This window comes from Micromonospora sp. WMMD964, from assembly GCF_029581455.1.
In the GTDB taxonomy this organism is placed as follows: Bacteria; Actinomycetota; Actinomycetes; order Mycobacteriales; family Micromonosporaceae; genus Micromonospora.
In genome coordinates this window covers 5,866,894-5,886,324 of the sequence record NZ_CP120860.1, presented here as the reverse complement: position 1 = coordinate 5,886,324, position 19,431 = coordinate 5,866,894, and the positions used below count along the sequence as shown (strand labels likewise).

Sequence of the window (19,431 nt, the reverse complement as noted above, 5' to 3'; positions counted from 1 at the left end):
TACCGCCGTTTCGCCGAAGCGGAGTGGATCAAGGCGGGTTGCGGGTCGCGGGGTGGACGAGTTGGCGGATTTCGTGTCGCGGACGGGCGTTGATCGACACGGGTTCGGCGAAGTCAGGGTGTCCTGGACGGCGGATACCGCCGTTTCGGCGGAGTGGGGGTATCCAGCCTGCAGCTGGGTGGTTTTCTGCGGGTTTGGTGGGTCGGTGTCAGGTGGTGGGGGTCACCGGGGTGGCGGAATCGGGGGCCGGGCGGGGGCGTTACACCTGGCACGCCCGGTGGAGTCGCCGGCGGCGGCGGTCCCGGGAACACTGGCCGGGCCGCCCGGGTTACACACCCCGGCACGAGTGAGCGCCACCGATGACGTTGGTGGAATGACTTGCTGCGCCCCCCGGTTGCATCCCCTGGTCCGGTGGAGCGCCACCCGGTCGAGCGCCACCCGGCCGACCCGGAAGCCTGGCGGAATGATCCGCCACCGCGCCTGGTTACACCTGGTCCCGATGCCGGCCGACAGGGCCGCCGGGCAGTGAACTTCTTCCCCCTTGTACGTGCGGCACGTCCACCCCCCCGGGCGTGCCGTGCACACCACCCCCGATGCAGAGGAGCACGCTGTCATGCGTACCGATCTGATTCGTAGGACTGCTCTGACCGCTGCTGGTCTCGCGTTCACCGGTGGTGCGATCGCCGGTCCCGTCACGACCGCGTTCGCGGCCCCGAGTACCGCGAAGCCGAGCGCCCAGACCCAGACCGACCGCAAGAACCACGGTGAGCGGGAGTTGGGTGTGCGCTACGAGGCGCAGCCGAACTTCTACTACTGCGGCCCGGCAGCCACCCGTAACGCGTTGAGTGTGCAGGGTAAGGACATCAACGTGGACGCGATGGCCAAGGAGATGGGCACCACCGAGGCGGGCACGAACTCGATCAACGACATCACCCCGGTGCTGAACAAGGAGACCGGTGAGAACGCCTACCGTTCGGTGGAGATCTCCAGTCCGGACGCTGATGCGAAGCAGACCGACCAGCTGCGCGCCGACATCGTCCGCACCGTCGACGACGGCCGGGCCGTGGTCGCGAACATCGCCGGCACCAGCACCGACACCGACGGGGTGAGCCACTCCTACGAGGGTGGGCACTACATCAGCGTCGTCGGCTACCGCGACAACGGCGACACCGTCACCATCGCCGACTCCGCCGACCCCACCCAGGCCTCCTACCAGATCACCGTCGAGCACCTCGCCGACTGGATCGCCACCCGCGGCTACGCCACCAGCTAAGCCGGTAGACACACCCGAAGGGCCGGACCCCACCACGGGGCCCGGCCCTTCGCCGTCTCTCAGTCGGTGGCGAGCACGGCCAGGATCTGCTCGCCGTACTTGGCGAGCTTGTTCTCGCCGACCCCGCTGACGCGGGACAGGTCGGCGAGAGTGCTCGGCGCGTCGCTGGCGATCTGTCGAAGCGTGGCGTCGTGGAAGATCACGTACGCCGGAACGCCCTGCTCTTTGGCGGTGGTCGCCCGCCAGCCGCGCAGGCGCTCGAAGACCGACGCGGCGGCCGGGGTCAGCTCGGCGACGACGGTGGCCGAGCCGCGCGGCTTCGACGAGCGGCTCGACGTGGGCCTCTCCGGCTCGCGGCGCATCGTGACCGTGCGGCGGCGGCCCAGCACGTCGGCGCTGGCGTCGGTCAACGCGAGCGTGCCGTAGTCGCCCTCCACGGCGAGTAGCCCCTCGGCGAGCAACTGCCGGACGACACCCCGCCACTCCGCCTCGCTCAGCTCGGAGCCGATGCCGAACACGGTCAGCGAGTCGTGACCGTACTGGCTGATCTTGTCGTTCTGTTTGCCGAGCAGGATGTCGATGCAGTGCCCCGCGCCGAAGCGCTGGTTGCGCTCACGGTCGAGGCGGAAGACCGTGGAGAGCAACTTCTGGGCGGCGACGGTGCCGTCCCAGGACTCCGGCGGGCTGAGGCAGGTGTCGCAGTTGCCGCAGGCGGGGGTGGACGTCTCGCCGAAGTATTCGAGCAGTTGGACGCGCCGGCACCGCACCGTCTCGCAGAGGGCGAGCATCGCGTCCAGGTGGGCGGCGAGGTTGCGGCGGTGGGCGAGGTCGCCGTCGGACGTCTCGATCATCTTGCGTTGCTGGACCACGTCCTGCAGCCCGTACGCGAGCCACGCGGTGGACGGCAGGCCGTCGCGTCCGGCGCGGCCGGTCTCCTGGTAGTAGCCCTCGACGGACTTGGGCAGGTCGAGGTGGGCGACGAAGCGGACGTCGGGCTTGTCGATGCCCATGCCGAAGGCGATCGTGGCGACCATGACCAGGCCGTCCTCGCGTAGGAAGCGTTGCTGGTTGGCGGCGCGGGTGGCCGCGTCCAGACCCGCGTGGTACGGCAGTGCGGTCACCCCGTTGGCGACCAGGAACTCCGCGGTCTTGTCGACGGAGGCCCGGGACAGGCAGTAGACGATCCCGGCGTCGCCCGGGTGCTCGTCGCGCAGCAGCGCCAGCAGTTGCTTGCGGGGCTCCCGCTTGGGGACGATCCGGTACTGGATGTTGGGCCGGTCGAAGCTGGCCACGAAGTGGCGGGCATCGTCGAGCTTGAGCCGGCTGGCGATCTCGGTGCGGGTGGCGCTGGTGGCGGTGGCGGTCAGCGCGATCCGTGGCACCTGGGGCCAGCGTTCGTGCAGCATCGACAGCGCCAGGTAGTCGGGGCGGAAGTCGTGCCCCCACTGGGACACGCAGTGCGCCTCGTCGATCGCGAACAGGGAGATGCGCCCCCGGTCCAGCAGGGCCAGCGTGGAGCGGACGCCGAGCGCCTCCGGGGCGAGGTAGAGCAGGTCCAGCTCGCCGGCGACGAAGGCGGCCTCGACCCGGCGTCGGGCGTCCAGGCTCTGGGTCGAGTTGAGGAACCCGGCGCGGACGCCGACCGCGGTGAGCGCGTCGACCTGGTCCTGCATGAGGGCGATCAGCGGGGACACGACGACCGCGACGCCCTCGCGGACCAGCGCCGGGATCTGGTAGCACAGGGACTTGCCGCCACCGGTGGGCATCAACACCAGCGCGTCGCCGCCGTCGACCACGTGGTCGATCACGTCCTGCTGGAAGCCGCGGAAGGCGTCGTAGCCGAACACCCGGCGCAGCACCGGCAACGCGCCCTCGGGCCGGAGGTCGGTGGGGGAGGCCATCCGGGGAGTCTACGAGCCGACCCCGACAGCGCCCGCCCGGCGCACCCGGGCGGTGACCGTGACCCGCCGGTCGCCCGGTCTGGCCTGCGAAGATCGCCAAGAGCGCGTCCATGGTCACTGATCGTCATCAAGGGTGGAGGGTGGCAGGCCGTGCCGGGTGCGCGGACTGGGCCCGGCAGCGGGATAGAGTCGCTGATTGACCAATCGCGGCCAAAGGCGGCCACGGCGCCACGGCTTGGGGGTACGGGTGAGCGAGGCGCGCACAGTCGGTGACCGGATCGTCGACCCGGATGCGGTCGACGGGCAGTCGACGGCGGAGTCGGAGACCACACTCGTGGTGGTCACCGGGCTCTCCGGCGGTGGCCGCAGCACGGTCGCCAGGGCGTTGGAGAACGTCGGCTACTACGTCGTCGACAACCTGCCGCAGGCGTTGATGCTGGACATGGCCGAGTTGGCGGTCAAGGCCGGCGGCGCGGCCCGGCGTACCGCGATGGTGCTGGACGTGCGCTCGCGGGCCTTCTCCACCGACCTGGCCGGGGCGATCCGCGAGCTCAAGGAGCGCGGGTTCTCACCCCGGGTGGTCTTCGTCGACGCCGACGACGAGGTGCTGATCCGGCGGTTCGAGAGCGTCCGCCGTTCCCACCCGTTGCAGGGGGACGGGCGACTGGCCGACGGCATCGCCGTCGAGCGTGGGCTGCTCGAAGAGGCCCGGGACCAGGCCGACGTGATCATCGACACCAGCCACCTGAACGTCAACCAGCTCCGCCGTCGCATCGAGGAGCTGTTCGGCGGCGAGGACGCGCGCCGGCTGCGGGTCACCGTGCTGTCCTTCGGATTCAAGTACGGCCTTCCGCCGGACGCCGACTTCGTGCTGGACGCCCGGTTCCTGCCCAACCCGTACTGGGTGCCGGAGTTGCGCGAGCACACCGGGCGGGAGGAGGCGGTCAGCGCGTACGTGCTCGGGCAGGAGGGCGCGGACGCCTTCGTCGCCTCGTACGCCGACCTGGTCAACGCCACCACCACCGGCTTCGAGCGGGAGGGCAAGCGGTACCTGACGGTCGCCGTGGGCTGCACCGGCGGCAAGCACCGCAGCGTCGCCATCGCCGAGGAGTTGGCCGGGCGGCTGCGCCACTCCGGGCTGGCGGCCAACGCCCAGCACCGCGACCTGGGGCGCGAATGACGGCCCGGCGGGTGGTGGCGTTCGGCGGCGGGCACGGGCTGTCCGCCTCGTTGCGCGCGCTGCGGCACTGCGCCCCCGAACTCGACCTCGACATCACCGCGGTGGTCACCGTCGGAGACGACGGCGGCTCCAGTGGTCGGCTGCGCGCCGAGCGTGGCGGTCTGCCCCCGGGTGATCTGCGCCAGGCGCTGGTGGCACTGGCCGGGGACCACCCGGCGACCCGGCGCAGCGCCGGGCTGTTCCAGCACCGCTTCGCCGCCGTGCCGGCCGGCGTACCCCCGCTCGGCGAAGCCGACCCGGACCCGGCAACGACCGGTGGCGGCCGTGCCCCCGACCGGAACGCGGCGACCGGTGGCGGCCGTGCCCCCGACCGGGACGCAACGACCGGCGGCGGTGCCACCGACCGGGACCGGGCGATTGGCGGCCGTGACTCCGACGCCCGAAGCGAAGGTCCGGAAGCGGCCCGCGTCGACGGGCTGACCGGGCACGCGGTCGGCAACCTGGTGCTGTGCGGTCTCATGGAGCTGCTCGGCGACCCGGTGGCCGCGCTGGACCACGCCGGTGCGATGCTCGGCGCGGTCGGCCGGGTGCTGCCGATGTCCCGGCAGCCGGTCGGCATCGAGGCGCAGGTCCGCGGGATCGACCCGGCCGCCCCGGACGAGGTGCGCACCGTGCGCGGCCAACACCAGGTGGCGGTCACCACCGGGCGGGTCGAGTCGCTGCGCCTCACGCCTGTCGCGCCACCCGCCTGCGCCGAGGTGATCGAGGCGATCATGGCGGCGGACTGGTTGATCTTCGGACCGGGCAGTTGGTACACGAGCGTGCTTCCGCACCTGCTGGTGCCGCAGGTGGCCGACGCGATCGTGTCCACCTCGGCCCGGCGGTTGGTCACGCTGAACCTCGCCGCGGAGAAGGAGACCCTCGGGCTCTCCGTCGCCGACCACCTCGCGGCACTGCACTGGTACCTGCCCGAACTCAAGGTGGATCTCGTGCTCGCCGACGCCAAGGCGGTGGGTGACCCCGAACCGGTCGAACGTGCGGCAGAATCGCTGGGTGCCCGCCTGGTCCTCGCCCCCGTCGCCGTCACCGGTGGCACCCCCCGCCATGATCCGGCCGCCCTGGGCGCCGCACTGGTGCCTGTCCTGGGCGCCGATCGTTAGACACGTACGTAATCTCCGGCGACACGCCGGAACCGGTCCGTGAGGGGACGCACAATGGCGATGACGGCCGCGGTCAAGGACGAGCTGAGTCGGGTCGACGTGCCCAAGCCCTGCTGCCGGCGGGCGGAGATGGCCGCGCTGCTGCGCTTCGCCGGCGGCCTGCACATCGTCTCCGGCCGTGTGGTGGTGGAGGCGGAACTGGACACCGGGGCGGTGGCCCGGCGGTTGCGCCGGGAGATCGCCGAGGTCTACGGCTACCCCAGCGAGATCCACGTGCTGGCCTCCGGCGGGCTGCGCAAGGGCAGCCACTTCATCGTGCGGGTGGTCAAGGACGGCGAGGCCCTCGCCCGGCAGACCGGCCTGCTCGACGTGCGGGGCCGCCCGGTGCGCGGGCTGCCCCCGCACGTGGTGGCGGCGAACGTCTGCTGCGCCGTCTCCGCCTGGCGGGGCGCGTTCATGGCGCACGGCTCGCTCACCGAGCCCGGCCGCTCCAGCGCGCTGGAGATCACCTGCCCGGGGCCGGAGTCGGCGCTGGCGCTGGTCGGCGCGGCCCGCCGGATCGGCATCACCGCGAAGAACCGGGAGGTACGCGGGGTGGACCGGGTGGTCGTCAAGGACGGCGACGCGATCGCCGCGCTGCTCACCCGGATCGGCGCGCACTCCAGCGTGCTGGCCTGGGAGGAGCGCCGGGTACGCCGCGAGGTGCGGGCCACCGCCAACCGGCTGGCCAACTTCGACGACGCCAACCTGCGCCGGTCGGCGCGGGCGGCGGTCGCCGCCGCCGCCCGGGTCACCCGTGCCCTGGAGATCCTCGCCGACGAGGCGCCCAACCACCTGACCGACGCCGGGCGGCTGCGCCTGGAGCACCGGCAGGCGTCGCTGGAGGAGTTGGGAGCGCTGGCCGACCCCCCGCTGACCAAGGACGCCATCGCCGGACGGATCCGCCGACTTCTGGCGCTGGCCGACAAGCGGGCCCGGGACCTCGGCATCCCGGATACCGAAGCGGCAGTCACGCCCGACATGCTCGTGGTCTGATAGGACGGTAAGGCCGCACGGTGCGTCCGGGGCACGACCCGGCGCAGCGTGGTCTCGCACGCTCGGATAAGGTCGCTGCGTACGGCAAGGGGGCCGACACAGGCACTCCTCGTCGTGCACACCGCCTCGGGCGGTCAAGGTCCTCAGACCGCGGCGGGGTGGCCGAGACGAACCGTCAACGGCCGGCTCCAACGGTCGGCGCACACCACTCCGCCGGCCCGTTGTCTGAGGCCGGCAGACCAGAACGCGAGGAGATGGGACCTGTGACCATCCGGGTTGGCATCAACGGCTTCGGCCGAATCGGCCGTAACTTCTTCCGGGCAGTGCTGGCGTCCGACGCCGACATCGAGGTCGTGGCGGTGAACGACCTGACCGACAACGGCACGCTCGCCCACCTGCTCAAGTACGACAGCATCCTGGGCCGCCTGCCCTACGAGGTGAAGGCCACCGCCGACGAGATCACCGTCGGTGGCAAGACCATCAAGGCGTACGCCGAGAAGGACCCGTCGAAGCTGCCGTGGGGCGAGGTCGGCGCCGACGTCGTCATCGAGTCGACCGGCTTCTTCACTGACGCCACCAAGGCCAAGGCGCACGTCGACGGCGGGGCCAAGAAGGTCATCATCTCCGCCCCGGCGAAGAACGAGGACGTGACCGTCGTCATGGGTGTCAACCACGACACCTACGACCCGGCGAAGCACACCATCATCTCCAACGCCTCGTGCACCACCAACTGCCTCGCGCCGATGGCGAAGGTCCTGCACGACACGTTCGGCATCCAGCACGGTCTGATGACGACGATCCACGCGTACACCCAGGACCAGAACCTGCAGGACGCGCCGCACTCGGACCTGCGTCGGGCCCGGGCCGCCGCCCTGAACATCGTGCCGACCTCCACCGGCGCCGCGAAGGCGATCGGCCTGGTCCTGCCGGACCTCAAGGGCAAGCTCGACGGGTACGCCCTGCGGGTGCCGATCCCGACCGGCTCGGTCACCGACCTCACCGTCAACGTGGGTCGCGAGACCACCGTGGACGAGGTCAACGCCGCGCTGAAGGCCGCCGCGGACGGCCCGCTCAAGGGCATCCTGGTCTACAACGAGGACCCGATCGTCTCCACCGACATCGTCACCGACCCGGCGTCGTGCATCTTCGACGCGCCGCTGACCAAGGTCGTCGGCAACCAGGTCAAGGTCGTCGGCTGGTACGACAACGAGTGGGGCTACTCCAACCGCCTGGTCGACCTCGTCAAGCTGGTCGGTTCGTCGCTGTGAGCATCCGGACCCTCGACGACCTGCTCGCCGAGGGGGTGTCGGGTCGGCGCGTGCTGGTGCGCGCCGACCTGAACGTCCCGCTCGACAAGCAGACCGGTGACATCACCGACGACGGGCGCATCCGCGCGGTGCTGCCGACCCTCGGCGCGCTGGTCGAGGCCGGCGCGAAGGTGGTCGTCTGCTCGCACCTGGGCCGCCCGAAGGGCGCACCGGACCCGCAGTTCAGCCTGAGCCCGGTCGCCGGGCGGCTCGGTGAGCTGCTCGGCGCTCCGGTGCACTTCGCCACCGACACCGTCGGTGAGTCGGCCCGTTCCACCGTCGCGGGCCTGGCCGACGGCCAGGTCGCCCTCCTGGAGAACCTGCGTTTCAACGCGGGCGAGACCAGCAAGGACGAGGCCGAGCGGGGCGCGTTCGCCGACCAGCTCGCCGCGTTCGGTGACGCGTACGTGGACGACGCCTTCGGCGCGGTGCACCGCAAGCACGCCAGTGTCTTCGACGTGCCGGCCCGGTTGCCGCACGTCGCGGGTCGACTGGTGCTGCGTGAGGTCGAGGTGCTGTCCAAGCTCACCGGTGACCCCGAGCGGCCGTACGTGGTGGTGCTCGGTGGGTCGAAGGTGTCCGACAAGCTCGCCGTGATCGAGGCGCTGCTGCCCACTGTCGACCGGCTGCTCATCGGCGGCGGGATGTGCTTCACCTTCCTCAAGGCCCAGGGCCTGGAGGTGGGCACCTCGCTGCTGGAGAAGGACATGGTCGACACCTGCCGCAACCTGCTGGAGCGGGCCGACGGCAAGATCCTGCTCCCGGTCGACGTGGTGGTCGCGGACGCGTTCGCTCCGGACGCCGCGCACGACACGGTCCGCGTGGACGGCATCCCGAGCCACCGGCTCGGTCTGGACGTCGGCCCGGAGACGGTGGCCGGCTTCAGCGCCGCCCTGTCCCAGGCGAAGACGATCTTCTGGAACGGCCCGATGGGCGTGTTCGAGATGCCGGCCTTCGCGGCGGGCACCCGGGGGATCGCCGAGGCGATCACCAAGGCCGACGCGTTCAGCGTCGTCGGTGGCGGTGACTCGGCGGCGGCGGTCCGTGCCCTGGGGCTGGACGAGTCGTCGTTCGGGCACATCTCCACGGGCGGCGGCGCCTCCCTGGAATACCTCGAGGGCAAGACCCTCCCCGGCATCGCGGCCCTGGAGAACTGAATGTCGAGCACGACCCGTCGGCCGCTGATGGCCGGCAACTGGAAGATGAACCTCAACCACCTCGAGGCCAACCTGCTGGTGCAGAAGCTGGCCGCGAGCCTCACCGAGAAGCAGCTCACCGAGGTCGAGACGGTCGTGCTGCCGCCCTTCACCGACCTGCGTACCGTGCAGACGGCGGTGGACGGCGACAAGCTGCTGATCGGCTACGGCGGGCAAGATCTTTCCCCGCACGCGTCCGGCGCGTACACCGGGGACATCTCCGGCCCGCTGCTGGCCAAGCTCGGTTGCACGTACGTGGTGGTCGGGCACTCCGAGCGGCGGGCCTACCACCACGAGGACGACACCGTCGTCAACGCCAAGGTGAAGGCGGCGCTGACGCACGGCCTGACCCCGATCCTCTGCGTGGGGGAGGGGCTGGACGTCCGCGAGCAGGGCACCCACGTGGCGCACTGCGCCGACCAGCTCGACGGGGGCCTCGCCGGCCTCACGCCCGAGCAGGTGCGGCAGGTCGTGATCGCGTACGAGCCGGTCTGGGCGATCGGCACCGGCAAGACCGCGACCCCGGAGGACGCCCAGGAGGTGTGCGGGGCGGTCCGGCAGCGACTGGCGGAGCGCTTCGGCCAGGACACCGCCGACCAGGTCCGGGTCCTCTACGGCGGCTCGGTCAAGGCGTCCAACGTCGCCTCGATCATGGCCCAGCCGGACGTGGACGGGGGCCTGGTGGGGGGCGCCAGCCTGGACGCGGAGGAGTTCGCGCAAATCTGCCGGTTCCCGGAGCACATCGCTCGCTGATCGCTCGGTATCCTGGACACCGCCCGTCCGCCGGTCGGTGCCGCCGTGCCCGATCAGACCGGGCGAGGACCGTTACGAGAGGAACTGACCCCAGCCATGCCGATCTGGTTCGCATACACGTTGATCGTGTTGCTGGTCATCACGAGCATCCTGCTCACGCTGCTGATCCTGCTGCACCGCGGCAAGGGCGGCGGCCTGTCGAGCATGTTCGGCGGTGGCGTCAGCTCCAGCCTCGCCGGGTCGTCGGTGGCGGAGAAGAACCTGGACCGTTACACCGTTCTGGTGAGCGTCGTCTGGTTCGCCGCCATCGTCGGTCTCGGGCTCTGGCTCCGCCTGCAAATGAACAGCGGCGCCTGAGCGAGCGCGTCTAGTCGTACAATCTGCGCGCGGTCCGTCACTCGACGGGCCGCGCGCAGGCTTTTCTCCGCTGCACCGCGTCGCCCGCCGCGCACCCCCCTCGACGACGGCGGGTCCCCTCCGACGACAGGAGCGAGCAGCCGTGCCGAGTGGCAACGTCATCCGTGGCGCCCGCGTCGGGTCCGCACCCATGCGCCCCGACGAGCGGCACCAACCCGCCCCCCGACAGGACGTCACCTACTGGTGCCGCAACGACCACCGGACCGACATCCGGATCGCCGCGGACGCCGAACCGCCGGGCCTGTGGGACTGCCCCCGCTGCGGCCTACCGGCCGGGCGGGACGCGCAGAACCCGCCGGGCCGGGTCCGCGCCGAACCGTACAAGAGCCATCTGGCGTACGTGAAGGAGCGGCGCACCGCCGAGGAGGGCGAGGCGCTGCTGGCCGAGGCACTCGCCGCGCTCCGCCGCCGCCGCGGCGAGTAACGGCTCCGCCGCCGCCGCGGCGAGTAACGGCTCCGCCGCCGCCAACGGCTGCTCCGCCGCCGCGGCTATCGCAGGCTGCGGAAGCGGGCGGGTACGTCGGCTGCGGCGGCCCGGTCCAGCAGCCAGCGGGTACGGCTCACGCCGTGCACCCCGGCGGCGGGCAACTGCACCGGCCCGGCACCGGCCAACGCCATGCCCACCGCGCGGGCCTTGTCGGCGCCCCCGGCGACCAGCCAGACCTCGTCGGCGGTGTTGATCGTCGGCAGGGTGAGCGTGGTCCGCACCGAGGGCGGCTTGGGGCTGCCCCGCACCGCGCTGCACGGACGGGTGTCGTAGTGCACCGGGTGCTCCGGGAAGACCGAGGCCACGTGCCCGTCCTCGCCGACACCCAGCATCAGTACGTCGAAGTGCGGCAGCGTGGCGTGCCCGGGTCGGGCGGCGCGCGCCAACTCCTCGGCGTACGCCGCAGCGGCCGCCTCGGGGTCGTTGCCGGTCGGGCCGTCGGACGCCGGCATCGGGTGCACCCGGGCCGGGTCGAGCGGCACCACGTCCAGCAGGGCGGCCCGGGCCTGGGTCTCGTTGCGGTCCGGGTCACCGGCGGGGAGGAACCGCTCGTCGCCCCACCACACGTCGACCCGGGACCAGTCCACCGCGTCGCGGGCCGGCAGCGTCGCCACCGCCCGGTAGACGGCCGCGGCGATCCGACCGCCGGTGAGCACCACCGACGCCTCACCCCGATCGGCCTGCGCGTCGAGCAGCTTCACCAGCAACCGGGCGGCCACGGCCTGCGCCAGCAGGTCGGCGTCGGCGTGGACGGCGACACTCGCCTCACTCATGGGATGCGCCTTCGTTTCCCGACCGCCGAGCGGCCGTAATCGCGTCGTGCCCGGGCGGATGCGCCCGGAGGTTTCGGGGCAGGGCCCGGTCGTGACCCGGCCCTGCCCCGACGTCGTGCCGGTGGTGGATCAGCCCTCGCCGCTCGTGCCGGTGTGCGCGGTGACCCCGGCCTCCGCGCGCCGTGCGGTGGCCGGATCCTTCCACACGTGCACCCGCTGCGCGGGACGCTGCTCCAAGCCCCGCAGCCCGACCGTCGCACCGAGCGCCTCCGCGTACACCTGGTCGGCGTCCAGGCGGCGCAGCTCCTCGGCCAACTCGTCACCGAGCGGGCGGCGGACCAGCGGCAGTGCCCGGTCGTCCTGGCCCGTACGCCGGAACACGGCCATGCTGTCCTCGCGGGTCAGCGTGAGCTGGTCGCCGTTGGCGCAGCTCAACTGCACCTCCCGCATCCGGGGGAACTCGTTGGTGTCCACCCGGCGCGGGGTGATGCCCAGCCGGCTGGACAGCCAACCGATCATCAGCGCGGCAGTCGGGTCGGTGGGTGGGGCGACGACCGTCGCCTCGGTGATCTGCTCGCTGGTCGTGTCGAACGCCCCGGCGACGAGCGTCCGCCACGGGGTGATCCGGGTCCACGCCAGGTCGGTGTCGCCCGGGGCGTAGTCCCGGGCCCGCTGCCGCAGCGCCTCCAGCGGGTCGGCGGCCTGCGCCGCGTCGGTGATCCGCCGGTCGGCGACCACCCCGAGGAAGTCGGTGGCGATCTCCGCCGGCGGTTCCCCGTGCCACCAGGTGACCACCGGCACGTCGGGGACGAGCAGCGGCATCACGACCGACTCGGCGTGCAGGGCCAGCCGACCGTACATCCGGGTGACCACCGCCTCGCACGGGCCGAGCCGCCCGCCGACGACGATCTCCGCGTCGAGCCGGTTGCGGTCCCGCTCGATGTCGGAGCGGACCACGACCACCAGCCGGCACGGGTGGGCGGCGGCGGCGATCGTCGCCGCCGCCTCCGCCTCCCGAACCCGCTTCTCGTCGACGACCACGATGAGGGTGAGCGCCATGCCACTGGCCACTCCGCCGGCACTGCGCCGCTCGGCGGCGAGCGCCTTGACCACCTCGTTGCCGGTGGTGTCCCACAGCCCGATCATGCTCGTCTCCAAGCGCGGCCCTCACGGGCCAGCATCTCGTCGGAGGCCCGTGGCCCCCACTCACCGGCCCGGTACGGCTCCGGCGTGGTGCCCTCCCAGGCGTGCTCCAACGGGTCGATCACCTGCCAGCTCTGCTCGACCTCGGCGGCGTCCGGGAACAGGGTGCGGTCGCCGATCAACACGTCCAGGACGAGGCGTTCGTACGCCTCCGGGCTGGACTCGGTGAACGCCTCGCCGTACTGGAAGTCCATCGCGATGTCGCGGACCTCCATCGTGGTGCCCGGCACCTTCGACCCGAACTTGAGCACCACGCCCTCGTCCGGCTGCACCCGGATGACCAGTTGGTTGTTGCCCAGCGACTCCATGTCGGCGTCGTTGAACGGCAGGTGGGGCGCCTTCTTGAACATGATGGCGACCTCGGTGACCCGCCGGGGCAGCCGCTTACCGGCCCGGATGTAGAACGGCACCTCGGCCCAGCGCCGGTTCTGGATGCCCAGCCGCACCGCCACGTACGTCTCCGTCGTGGAGTCGGCGGGGACGTCCTGCTCCTCCCGGTAGCCGACCGCCCGTTCGCCGCCCACCCAGCCGGGCAGGTACTGGCCGCGCACGGTGTCCCGGGCCACGTCCTTGGGCAGGGTGATCGCCTTGAGCACCTTCAGCTTCTCGGCCCGGATCTCGTCGGCGTCGAAGCTGGTCGGCTCCTCCATCGCGACCAGGGCGAGCAGTTGCAGCAGGTGGTTCTGGAGCACGTCGCGGGCGGTGCCGACGGTGTCGTAGAAGCCGGCGCGGGTGCCGATGCCGACGTCCTCGGCCATGGTGATCTGCACCGAGTCGACGTACTGCGAGTTCCACAGCGGCTCGAACAGGTTGTTGGCGAACCGCAGGGCGAGGATGTTCTGGACCGTCTCCTTGCCCAGGTAGTGGTCGATCCGGAAGACGTCCTCCCGGGTGAACACGTCGTCGACGAGGTCGTTGAGCGCCTTCGCCGACGGCAGGTCGTTGCCGAACGGCTTCTCCACCACGACCCGACGCCACCCGCCGGACTTCTGGTTGTCGGCCATCCCGGTGCGGGCCAACTGCTTGAGCACGACGGGGAACGCGGCCGGCGGGATGGAGAAGTAGAACGCCGCGTTGCCGGTGATGCCGTGGGTCTGTCGCAGGTCGTCCAGCGTCGAGGCGAGGTGGTCGAAGGCCGCGTCGTCGTCGAACGAGCCGCCGACGAACTTGATGTTGCCGGCCAGCCGTGCCCACACCTCGTCCCGCCACGGGGTGCGGGCGTGCTTGCGGGCCGCCTCACACGCGAGGGTTTCGAAGTCGCCGTCACCCCAGTCGCGGCGCGCGAAGCCGAGCACCACGAACCCGGGCGGTAGCAGCCCCCGGTTGGCCAGGTCGTAGACCGCGGGGAGCAGCTTCTTGCGGGCCAGGTCGCCGGTCACCCCGAAGATCACCAGAGCGCAGGGCTCCGGGATCCGGGGCAACCGGCGGTCCTGTGGGTCGCGCAGCGGGTTCACCGAGCCACTTTCAACTCGCGACTGCGGGGCTCGCAACCCCGGCTCACTCCTCGCGCTCACCGACCCACCTCCTCGCTCCGCTTCAGTCACGTCGTCCATCCTCACGCGCGCAGATCACCGGCGGCGTCGAGCAGTTGAGCGACACCGGCCGCGCGGTCGGTCAGGTGCAGTCGCAGCACCGGCCGCTCCCGACCGGCGAGAGCCTGCCGGTCACCGGCGGCCTGCGCCGCCTGCAACTCACCGAAGGTGTACGGCTTGCCCGGCACCTCCAGGTCCTCGGCCACCGCGCCGGTCACCTGGAGGTAGCTGCCCACCTGCGGGCCACCCTTGTGGTACTGGCCGGTCGAGTGCAGGAACCGCGGCCCCCAACCGAAGGTGACCGGCCGACCGCCCGCCTGGGCCAGCAGCGGCCGCAGCCGGGCCGCGTCGGCGTCGGCGAACCGGTCGAGGTACGCCATCACCGCGAGGTAACCGTCGTCGCCCAGCCCGTCCAGCAGCCAGCGCAGCACGCCGGCCAGGTCGCCGGGAGCGCCCTGCGGGGCGTACACCTCGACCGCGCCCTCGGTGAACGACGGCGTCTCCGCCGGCAGGCCCGAAGCCAGGATCTTGTTGGTGTTCTCCTTGGACTCGGTGACGTTCGGCTGGTTGAACGGGTCGATGCCGAGCACCACACCGGCCACCGCGGTCGCGTACTCCCAGGCCAGGAACTGCGCGCCCAGCGGACCGTTGACGGCCACGTCCGGGTTGGCGCCGCCGCCCGGCACGTCACCCGCGGCGAGCGCGCCGCCGTAGCTGACGGTCAGCACGTCCGACCCGGTGGCGCCGGGACTCTGCGGGGACTCCACGACCACCGGGAGGATGCCCACCCCGGCCTTGCCGGTGGACTCGGCGATCAACTGCTCGGCCCAGTCGCCGAGCCCGTCGATGCCGGTGCCGTCGGAGAGCAGGGCGACCTTGTCCCGGGCCAGCGTCGCCGCCGCACCCAGCGCGGCGCCCAGCGCGAGCGCCGGGTTGTTCTGGTCGGCGCCGAGCGACGCGGCCAGCGCGTCGGCCTGGTCGAGCAGTTCCGCGACCTCGACCCCGGCCAGCGCCGAGGGCACCAGACCGAACGCCGTCAGCGCCGAGTACCGGCCGCCGACGTTCGGGTCGGCGAGCACGGTGAACGCGCCCATCTCGGCCGCGGTGGCCTCCAACGGCGAACCCGGGTCGGTGACGATGACGAAGTGCCGGCCGGCTTCCGCCTCGGTCATCCCGGCGTCCAGGAACGCCTGCCAGTAGGCACGTCGGTGGCTGTCGGTCTCCACCGTCGACCCGGACTTGCTCGCCACCACCACGACGGTGCGCTCCAGCCGGTCACCGAGCGCCGCCCGGACCTGACCCGGGTCGGTGGTGTCCAGCACCGTCAGCGGGCGCCCCAGCGTCCGGGTGATCACCTCGGGGGCCAGCGACGAGCCGCCCATCCCGGCGAGCACCACGTGATCCAGATCGGCCAGCTCCGCCTTCAGCTCGGCGAGCTGCGCCAGCAGCTCCCGGCTGCGCCGGTGGGTGTCCACCCAGCCCAGCCGGATCTTCGCCTCGGCCTCGGCGTCCGGACCCCACAGGCTGGCGTCCTTACCGGCCAGCTTGCCCGGAACGCCGGACTTCACCAGGGCGTCGCGGGTCGAGGCGGGCGCGGCCTTGTCGACCGCGTCCGCGCCGTACACGGCGAGCCCGGCGGCTGCCTCCACCGGCCCCGCAAGCAGGTCGCTCATGCCGTCACTCCGCTCCGCCGCGTCCCGTCATGAGGCACCTCCGCGCTGCGCCTGCTGATTCGCTCGCTCATGCGCCACCGGCCTTCTCAGCGGCCTTCGCGTTGTCCTTGGCGGCCTTGTTCGGCGCGCCGGTGCCCTTCGCGGCGGCCTTCAACGACTTGCTGACGCCGTCGAGCAGCTCCTGCCAACTGGCCTCGAACTTCTCCACGCCCTCGCGCTCCAGGGTGGCGATCACGTCGGCCATGTCCACCCCGACCGACTCCAGGTCCGCGAAGACCTGCCGGGCCGCGTCGTAGGAGCCGGTGACGGTGTCGCCGCGGGTCTCGCCATGATCGGCGTACGCGTGGATGACCGACTCCGGCATGGTGTTGACGGTGCCGTCGGCGATCAGCTCCTCGACGTAGATGACGTCGCGGTAGTCCGGGTTCTTCGTCGACGTGGACGCCCACAGCGGCCGCTGCGGGTGTGCGCCGGCGGCGGCGAGCGCCTTCCACCGGTCCGAGGAGAAGACCTCGGTGTAGCGCTCGTACGCCAGCTGGGCGTTCGCCACGGCGGCGCGCCCCTTCAGTCCCACCGCGCGCTCTTTGCCTGCGCTGTCGGCGGCCTTGTCGGCCATCCGGTCCAATCGCTTGTCGACCTCGGAGTCGACCCGGGAGACGAAGAACGACGCGACCGAGCCGATCTTCGACAGGTCGTGACCGTTGGCCTTCGCCTGCTCCAGGCCGGCGAGGAACGCCTCCATGACCGCCGAGTAGCGGTCCAGACCGAAGATCAGCGTCACGTTGACGCTGATCCCCTCGGCCAGCGTGTCGGTGATCGCCGACAGGCCCTCCTCGGTGGCCGGGATCTTGATGTAGAGGTTGGGCCGGTCGACCAGCCACCACAGCGCCTTGGCCTCGGCGACCGTCTTGTCCGCGTCGTGGGCGCTGCGCGGGTCCACCTCGATCGAGACCCGACCGTCGACGCCCGCGCTGCCGTCGTACGACGGGCGCATCACGTCGCAGGCCCACCGTACGTCGTACGTGGTGAGCATGCGTACCGCCTCTTCCACGTCCACGCCACGGGTGGCGAGGTCGCGGAGCTGCCAGTTGTACTCGTCGGCGTCGCTGAGTGCCTTAGCGAAGATCGTCGGGTTGGTGGTGACACCGGCCACGTGCTTCTCACGGCGGAGCTGGTCCAGCCCGCCGGAGCTCAGTCGTACCCGGGAAAGGTCGTCGAGCCAGACCGCCACGCCCGCGGCGGTGAGCTCATTCAGCTTGTCGGTCATGCCGTCCACGCTCCCTCAGTTGCCGGTGGTGAAACCGGTGATGTCGCCCACCCGGGCCAGCGAGGCGTGCGCCGCCGCCACGATCCGGTCCGGGGTGAACCCGAACTGCTCGAAGAGCACGGTGTGCGGGGCACTCGCCCCGTAGTGCTCCAGGCTGACGCTTTCGCCGAGGTCACCGACGATGCCGCGCCAGGACATCGCGATGCCCGCCTCCACGCTCACCCGTGCCTTTACCCCGCGTGGCAGAACCGACTCCCGGTACGCCTCGTCCTGCTCGAAGAACCACTCCTGGCAGGGCATCGAGACGACCCGGGTCGGGGTGCCGTCCGCCTCCAGCCGCTCCCGGGCGGTCAGGGCGAGCTGCACCTCGGAACCGGTGCCGATGATGATCACCTGAGGCTTGCCGTTGGACGCCTCGGCCAGCACGTAGCCGCCCTTGGCCACACCTTCCGCCGCACCGAGGACGTCGCGGTCCAGGGTCGGCAGCGGCTGACGGCTCAGCGCCAGCGCGGTGGGCCGGTCGGTGTGCTCCAGCGCCAGCCGCCACGCCCAGGCCGTCTCGTTGGCGTCCGCCGGGCGGACCACGTCCAGCCCCGGGATGGCGCGCAGCGCGGTCAGGTGCTCCACCGGCTGGTGGGTCGGGCCGTCCTCGCCGAGACCGATCGAGTCGTGCGTCCAGACGTAGGTCACCGGCAGCTTCATCAGCGCGGCCAGCCGCACCGACGGACGCATGTAGTCGCTGAACACCAGGAACGTGCCGCCGTACGGGCGGGTGCCGCCGTGCAGGGCGATGCCGTTGAGGATCGCGCCCATGGCGTGCTCACGGATGCCGAAGTGCAGCGTGCGGCCGTACTCGTGACCGGGGAAGTCCTTGGTGGCGTGCGCGGCCGGGATGAACGACGGCTCGCCCTTCATCGTGGTGTTGTTGCTCTCGGCCAGGTCGGCCGAGCCGCCCCACAGCTCCGGGAGCACCGGCGCCAGGGCCTCCAGCACCTTGCCCGAGGCGGCCCGGGTGGCGACGCCCTTGGCGTCGGCCGGGAAGACCGGCAGCGCGTCGGTCCAGCCGTCGGGGAGTACGCGACCCGCCAGCCGCTCGTAGAGCGCGGTGCGCTCCGGGTTGGCCTTCTTCCAGCCGTCGAACGCGGTGGTCCACTCCTGCTGCGCGTCGGAGCCGCGGCCCATCACCGTGCGGGCGTGGGCGAGCACCTCCTCGTCGACCTGGAAGGTCTGCTCCGGGTCGAAGTCGAGGATCCGCTTGGTGGCCTTCACCTCGTCGGCGCCGAGCGCCGAACCGTGGATCTTGCCGGTGTTCTGCTTGTTGGGCGCGGGGAAACCGATGATGGTGCGCAGCGCGATGAAGGAGGGGCGGGCCGTCTCCGCCTTGGCGGCCACCAGCGCCGCGTACAGCGCCTCGGCGTCCTCGTGGTAGTCGCCCTGGTCGGCGTCGCCGTTGCGCCAGTCGACGGTCTGCACGTGCCAGCCGTACGCCTCGTAGCGGGCGGCCACGTCCTCGCTCTTGGCGATCCGGGTGTCGTCCTCGATGGAGATCTCGTTGTCGTCGTAGATCACCGTGAGGTTGCCCAGCTGCTGGTGCCCGGCGAGGGCGCTCGCCTCGTGGCTGATGCCCTCCTCGATGTCGCCGTCGGAGACGATGCACCAGATGTCGTGGTCGAAGACCGACGCGCCCGGCTCGGCCTCGGGGTCGAACAGGCCGCGCTCGCGGCGGGCCGCCATGGCCATGCCGACCGCGTTGCCCAGGCCCTGCCCGAGCGGGCCGGTGGTGGTCTCCACGCCCGGCGTGTGCCCGTGCTCCGGGTGACCCGGCGTCTGCGAGCCCCACTGCCGCAGCGACTTCAGGTCGTCCAGGCTCAGCGGGTAGCCGGACAGGAACAGCTGGATGTACAGCGTCAGGCTGGAGTGCCCGGCGGAGAGGACGAACCGGTCCCGGCCGGGCCAGTTCGGGTCGGCCGGGTTGTGCCGCATGACGCGGTTGAAGAGAAGATAGGCCGCGGGCGCGAGGCTCATCGCGGTGCCCGGGTGGCCGTTGCCGGATTTCTCGACGGCATCCATGGCCAGTACGCGGACGGTGTCGACGGCCCGGCGATCGAGGTCGGACCAGTTCAGTGCGGAGTGCTCGGGTCGTTTGGCAGCCACGATGGTTGTGCTCCTCGGCAGATGGGCGGAACCCTCACCGATGACCTTATCGAGCGTGCCTAAACGTGCGCCCGGGGATCTGCGCATGGTGTGCGCTACGTGACGATCCAGATGCGCGGT

16 protein-coding genes are annotated in these 19,431 nt (G+C 71.7%); 9 read left to right on the top strand and 7 right to left on the bottom strand.

Annotated elements, in window-relative coordinates; genetic code table 11:
* Nucleotides 1–613: 613 nt before the first annotated feature.
* Nucleotides 614–1,273: a C39 family peptidase gene (locus O7616_RS26775; protein ID WP_282304530.1), complete on the top strand. Its 660-nt coding sequence runs from the start codon at nucleotides 614–616 to the stop codon at nucleotides 1,271–1,273.
* A 59-nt stretch (nucleotides 1,274–1,332) separates the two neighbouring features.
* Here O7616_RS26775 and recQ read toward each other — a convergent pair whose 3' ends face one another.
* Nucleotides 1,333–3,174 carry a DNA helicase RecQ gene (gene recQ, locus O7616_RS26770; RefSeq protein WP_282304529.1) on the bottom strand — a complete coding sequence of 614 codons (1,842 nt, stop codon included), beginning with the start codon at nucleotides 3,172–3,174 and terminating at the stop codon, nucleotides 1,333–1,335.
* A gap of 277 nt (nucleotides 3,175–3,451) precedes the next feature.
* Here recQ and rapZ point away from each other — a divergent pair, with 277 nt between their 5' ends.
* The 8 genes from rapZ (at nucleotide 3,452) to O7616_RS26730 (ending at nucleotide 10,646) form a co-directional block, all read left to right on the top strand.
* The gene (gene rapZ / locus O7616_RS26765; RefSeq protein WP_282307737.1) at nucleotides 3,452–4,354 is read left to right on the top strand and encodes an RNase adapter RapZ; all 903 of its coding nucleotides are present in this window, start codon (nucleotides 3,452–3,454) and stop codon (nucleotides 4,352–4,354) included.
* Nucleotides 4,351–5,514: a 2-phospho-L-lactate transferase CofD family protein gene (locus O7616_RS26760; protein ID WP_282304528.1), complete on the top strand. Its 1,164-nt coding sequence runs from the start codon at nucleotides 4,351–4,353 to the stop codon at nucleotides 5,512–5,514. The genes rapZ and O7616_RS26760 overlap by 4 nt, the downstream gene beginning before the upstream one ends.
* A 54-nt stretch (nucleotides 5,515–5,568) precedes the next feature.
* Entirely contained in the window at nucleotides 5,569–6,549 is a 981-nt protein-coding gene (whiA, locus tag O7616_RS26755) for a DNA-binding protein WhiA (RefSeq protein WP_030337350.1), read from the top strand.
* Nucleotides 6,550–6,812: 263 nt separating this feature from the next.
* Nucleotides 6,813–7,817 carry a type I glyceraldehyde-3-phosphate dehydrogenase gene (gap, locus tag O7616_RS26750; protein WP_088988543.1) on the top strand — a complete coding sequence of 335 codons (1,005 nt, stop codon included), beginning with the start codon at nucleotides 6,813–6,815 and terminating at the stop codon, nucleotides 7,815–7,817.
* Nucleotides 7,814–9,013, top strand: a complete 1,200-nt coding sequence (locus O7616_RS26745) for a phosphoglycerate kinase (protein ID WP_282304527.1) — start codon at nucleotides 7,814–7,816, stop codon at nucleotides 9,011–9,013. Before gap ends, O7616_RS26745 begins: the two co-directional genes overlap by 4 nt.
* Entirely contained in the window at nucleotides 9,014–9,805 is a 792-nt protein-coding gene (gene tpiA, locus O7616_RS26740; protein ID WP_282304526.1) for a triose-phosphate isomerase, read from the top strand.
* 96 nt (nucleotides 9,806–9,901) lie between these two features.
* On the top strand, nucleotides 9,902–10,162 hold the full coding sequence (gene secG, locus O7616_RS26735; protein WP_030337344.1) for a preprotein translocase subunit SecG: 261 nt from the start codon (nucleotides 9,902–9,904) through the stop codon (nucleotides 10,160–10,162).
* 142 nt (nucleotides 10,163–10,304) lie between these two features.
* Nucleotides 10,305–10,646, top strand: a complete 342-nt coding sequence (locus O7616_RS26730) for an RNA polymerase-binding protein RbpA (protein WP_282304525.1) — start codon at nucleotides 10,305–10,307, stop codon at nucleotides 10,644–10,646.
* Between the two features lie 65 nt (nucleotides 10,647–10,711).
* Here O7616_RS26730 and pgl read toward each other — a convergent pair whose 3' ends face one another.
* The 6 genes from pgl to tkt form a co-directional block, all read right to left on the bottom strand.
* The gene (gene pgl, locus O7616_RS26725) at nucleotides 10,712–11,482 is read right to left on the bottom strand and encodes a 6-phosphogluconolactonase (RefSeq protein WP_282257816.1); all 771 of its coding nucleotides are present in this window, start codon (nucleotides 11,480–11,482) and stop codon (nucleotides 10,712–10,714) included.
* A 129-nt stretch (nucleotides 11,483–11,611) separates the two neighbouring features.
* Nucleotides 11,612–12,628: a glucose-6-phosphate dehydrogenase assembly protein OpcA gene (locus O7616_RS26720; protein WP_282257817.1), complete on the bottom strand. Its 1,017-nt coding sequence runs from the start codon at nucleotides 12,626–12,628 to the stop codon at nucleotides 11,612–11,614.
* Complete coding sequence (gene zwf / locus O7616_RS26715) at nucleotides 12,625–14,139, bottom strand: glucose-6-phosphate dehydrogenase (RefSeq protein ID WP_282257818.1); 1,515 nt, start codon at nucleotides 14,137–14,139, stop codon at nucleotides 12,625–12,627. Before zwf ends, O7616_RS26720 begins: the two co-directional genes overlap by 4 nt.
* Before the next feature lie 101 nt (nucleotides 14,140–14,240).
* Nucleotides 14,241–15,890: a glucose-6-phosphate isomerase gene (locus O7616_RS26710; protein WP_282304524.1), complete on the bottom strand. Its 1,650-nt coding sequence runs from the start codon at nucleotides 15,888–15,890 to the stop codon at nucleotides 14,241–14,243.
* 67 nt (nucleotides 15,891–15,957) lie between these two features.
* Entirely contained in the window at nucleotides 15,958–17,157 is a 1,200-nt protein-coding gene (gene tal / locus O7616_RS26705; protein WP_282304522.1) for a transaldolase, read from the bottom strand.
* Between the two features lie 15 nt (nucleotides 17,158–17,172).
* The gene (gene tkt, locus O7616_RS26700) at nucleotides 17,173–19,311 is read right to left on the bottom strand and encodes a transketolase (protein ID WP_282304521.1); all 2,139 of its coding nucleotides are present in this window, start codon (nucleotides 19,309–19,311) and stop codon (nucleotides 17,173–17,175) included.
* Nucleotides 19,312–19,431 lie beyond the last annotated feature (120 nt).

What these genes read in the sequence shown, in the direction of transcription:
- O7616_RS26775 (WP_282304530.1), top strand. Translation starts at nt 614, where the DNA reads ATGCGTACCGATCTGATTCGTAGGACTGCTCTGACCGCTGCTGGTCTC.
- recQ (WP_282304529.1), bottom strand. Translation starts at nt 3,174, where the DNA reads ATGGCCTCCCCCACCGACCTCCGGCCCGAGGGCGCGTTGCCGGTGCTG.
- O7616_RS26760 (WP_282304528.1), top strand. Translation starts at nt 4,351, where the DNA reads ATGACGGCCCGGCGGGTGGTGGCGTTCGGCGGCGGGCACGGGCTGTCC.
- whiA (WP_030337350.1), top strand. Translation starts at nt 5,569, where the DNA reads ATGGCGATGACGGCCGCGGTCAAGGACGAGCTGAGTCGGGTCGACGTG.
- tpiA (WP_282304526.1), top strand. Translation starts at nt 9,014, where the DNA reads ATGTCGAGCACGACCCGTCGGCCGCTGATGGCCGGCAACTGGAAGATG.
- secG (WP_030337344.1), top strand. Translation starts at nt 9,902, where the DNA reads ATGCCGATCTGGTTCGCATACACGTTGATCGTGTTGCTGGTCATCACG.
- pgl (WP_282257816.1), bottom strand. Translation starts at nt 11,482, where the DNA reads ATGAGTGAGGCGAGTGTCGCCGTCCACGCCGACGCCGACCTGCTGGCG.
- O7616_RS26720 (WP_282257817.1), bottom strand. Translation starts at nt 12,628, where the DNA reads ATGATCGGGCTGTGGGACACCACCGGCAACGAGGTGGTCAAGGCGCTC.
- O7616_RS26710 (WP_282304524.1), bottom strand. Translation starts at nt 15,890, where the DNA reads ATGAGCGACCTGCTTGCGGGGCCGGTGGAGGCAGCCGCCGGGCTCGCC.
- tal (WP_282304522.1), bottom strand. Translation starts at nt 17,157, where the DNA reads ATGACCGACAAGCTGAATGAGCTCACCGCCGCGGGCGTGGCGGTCTGG.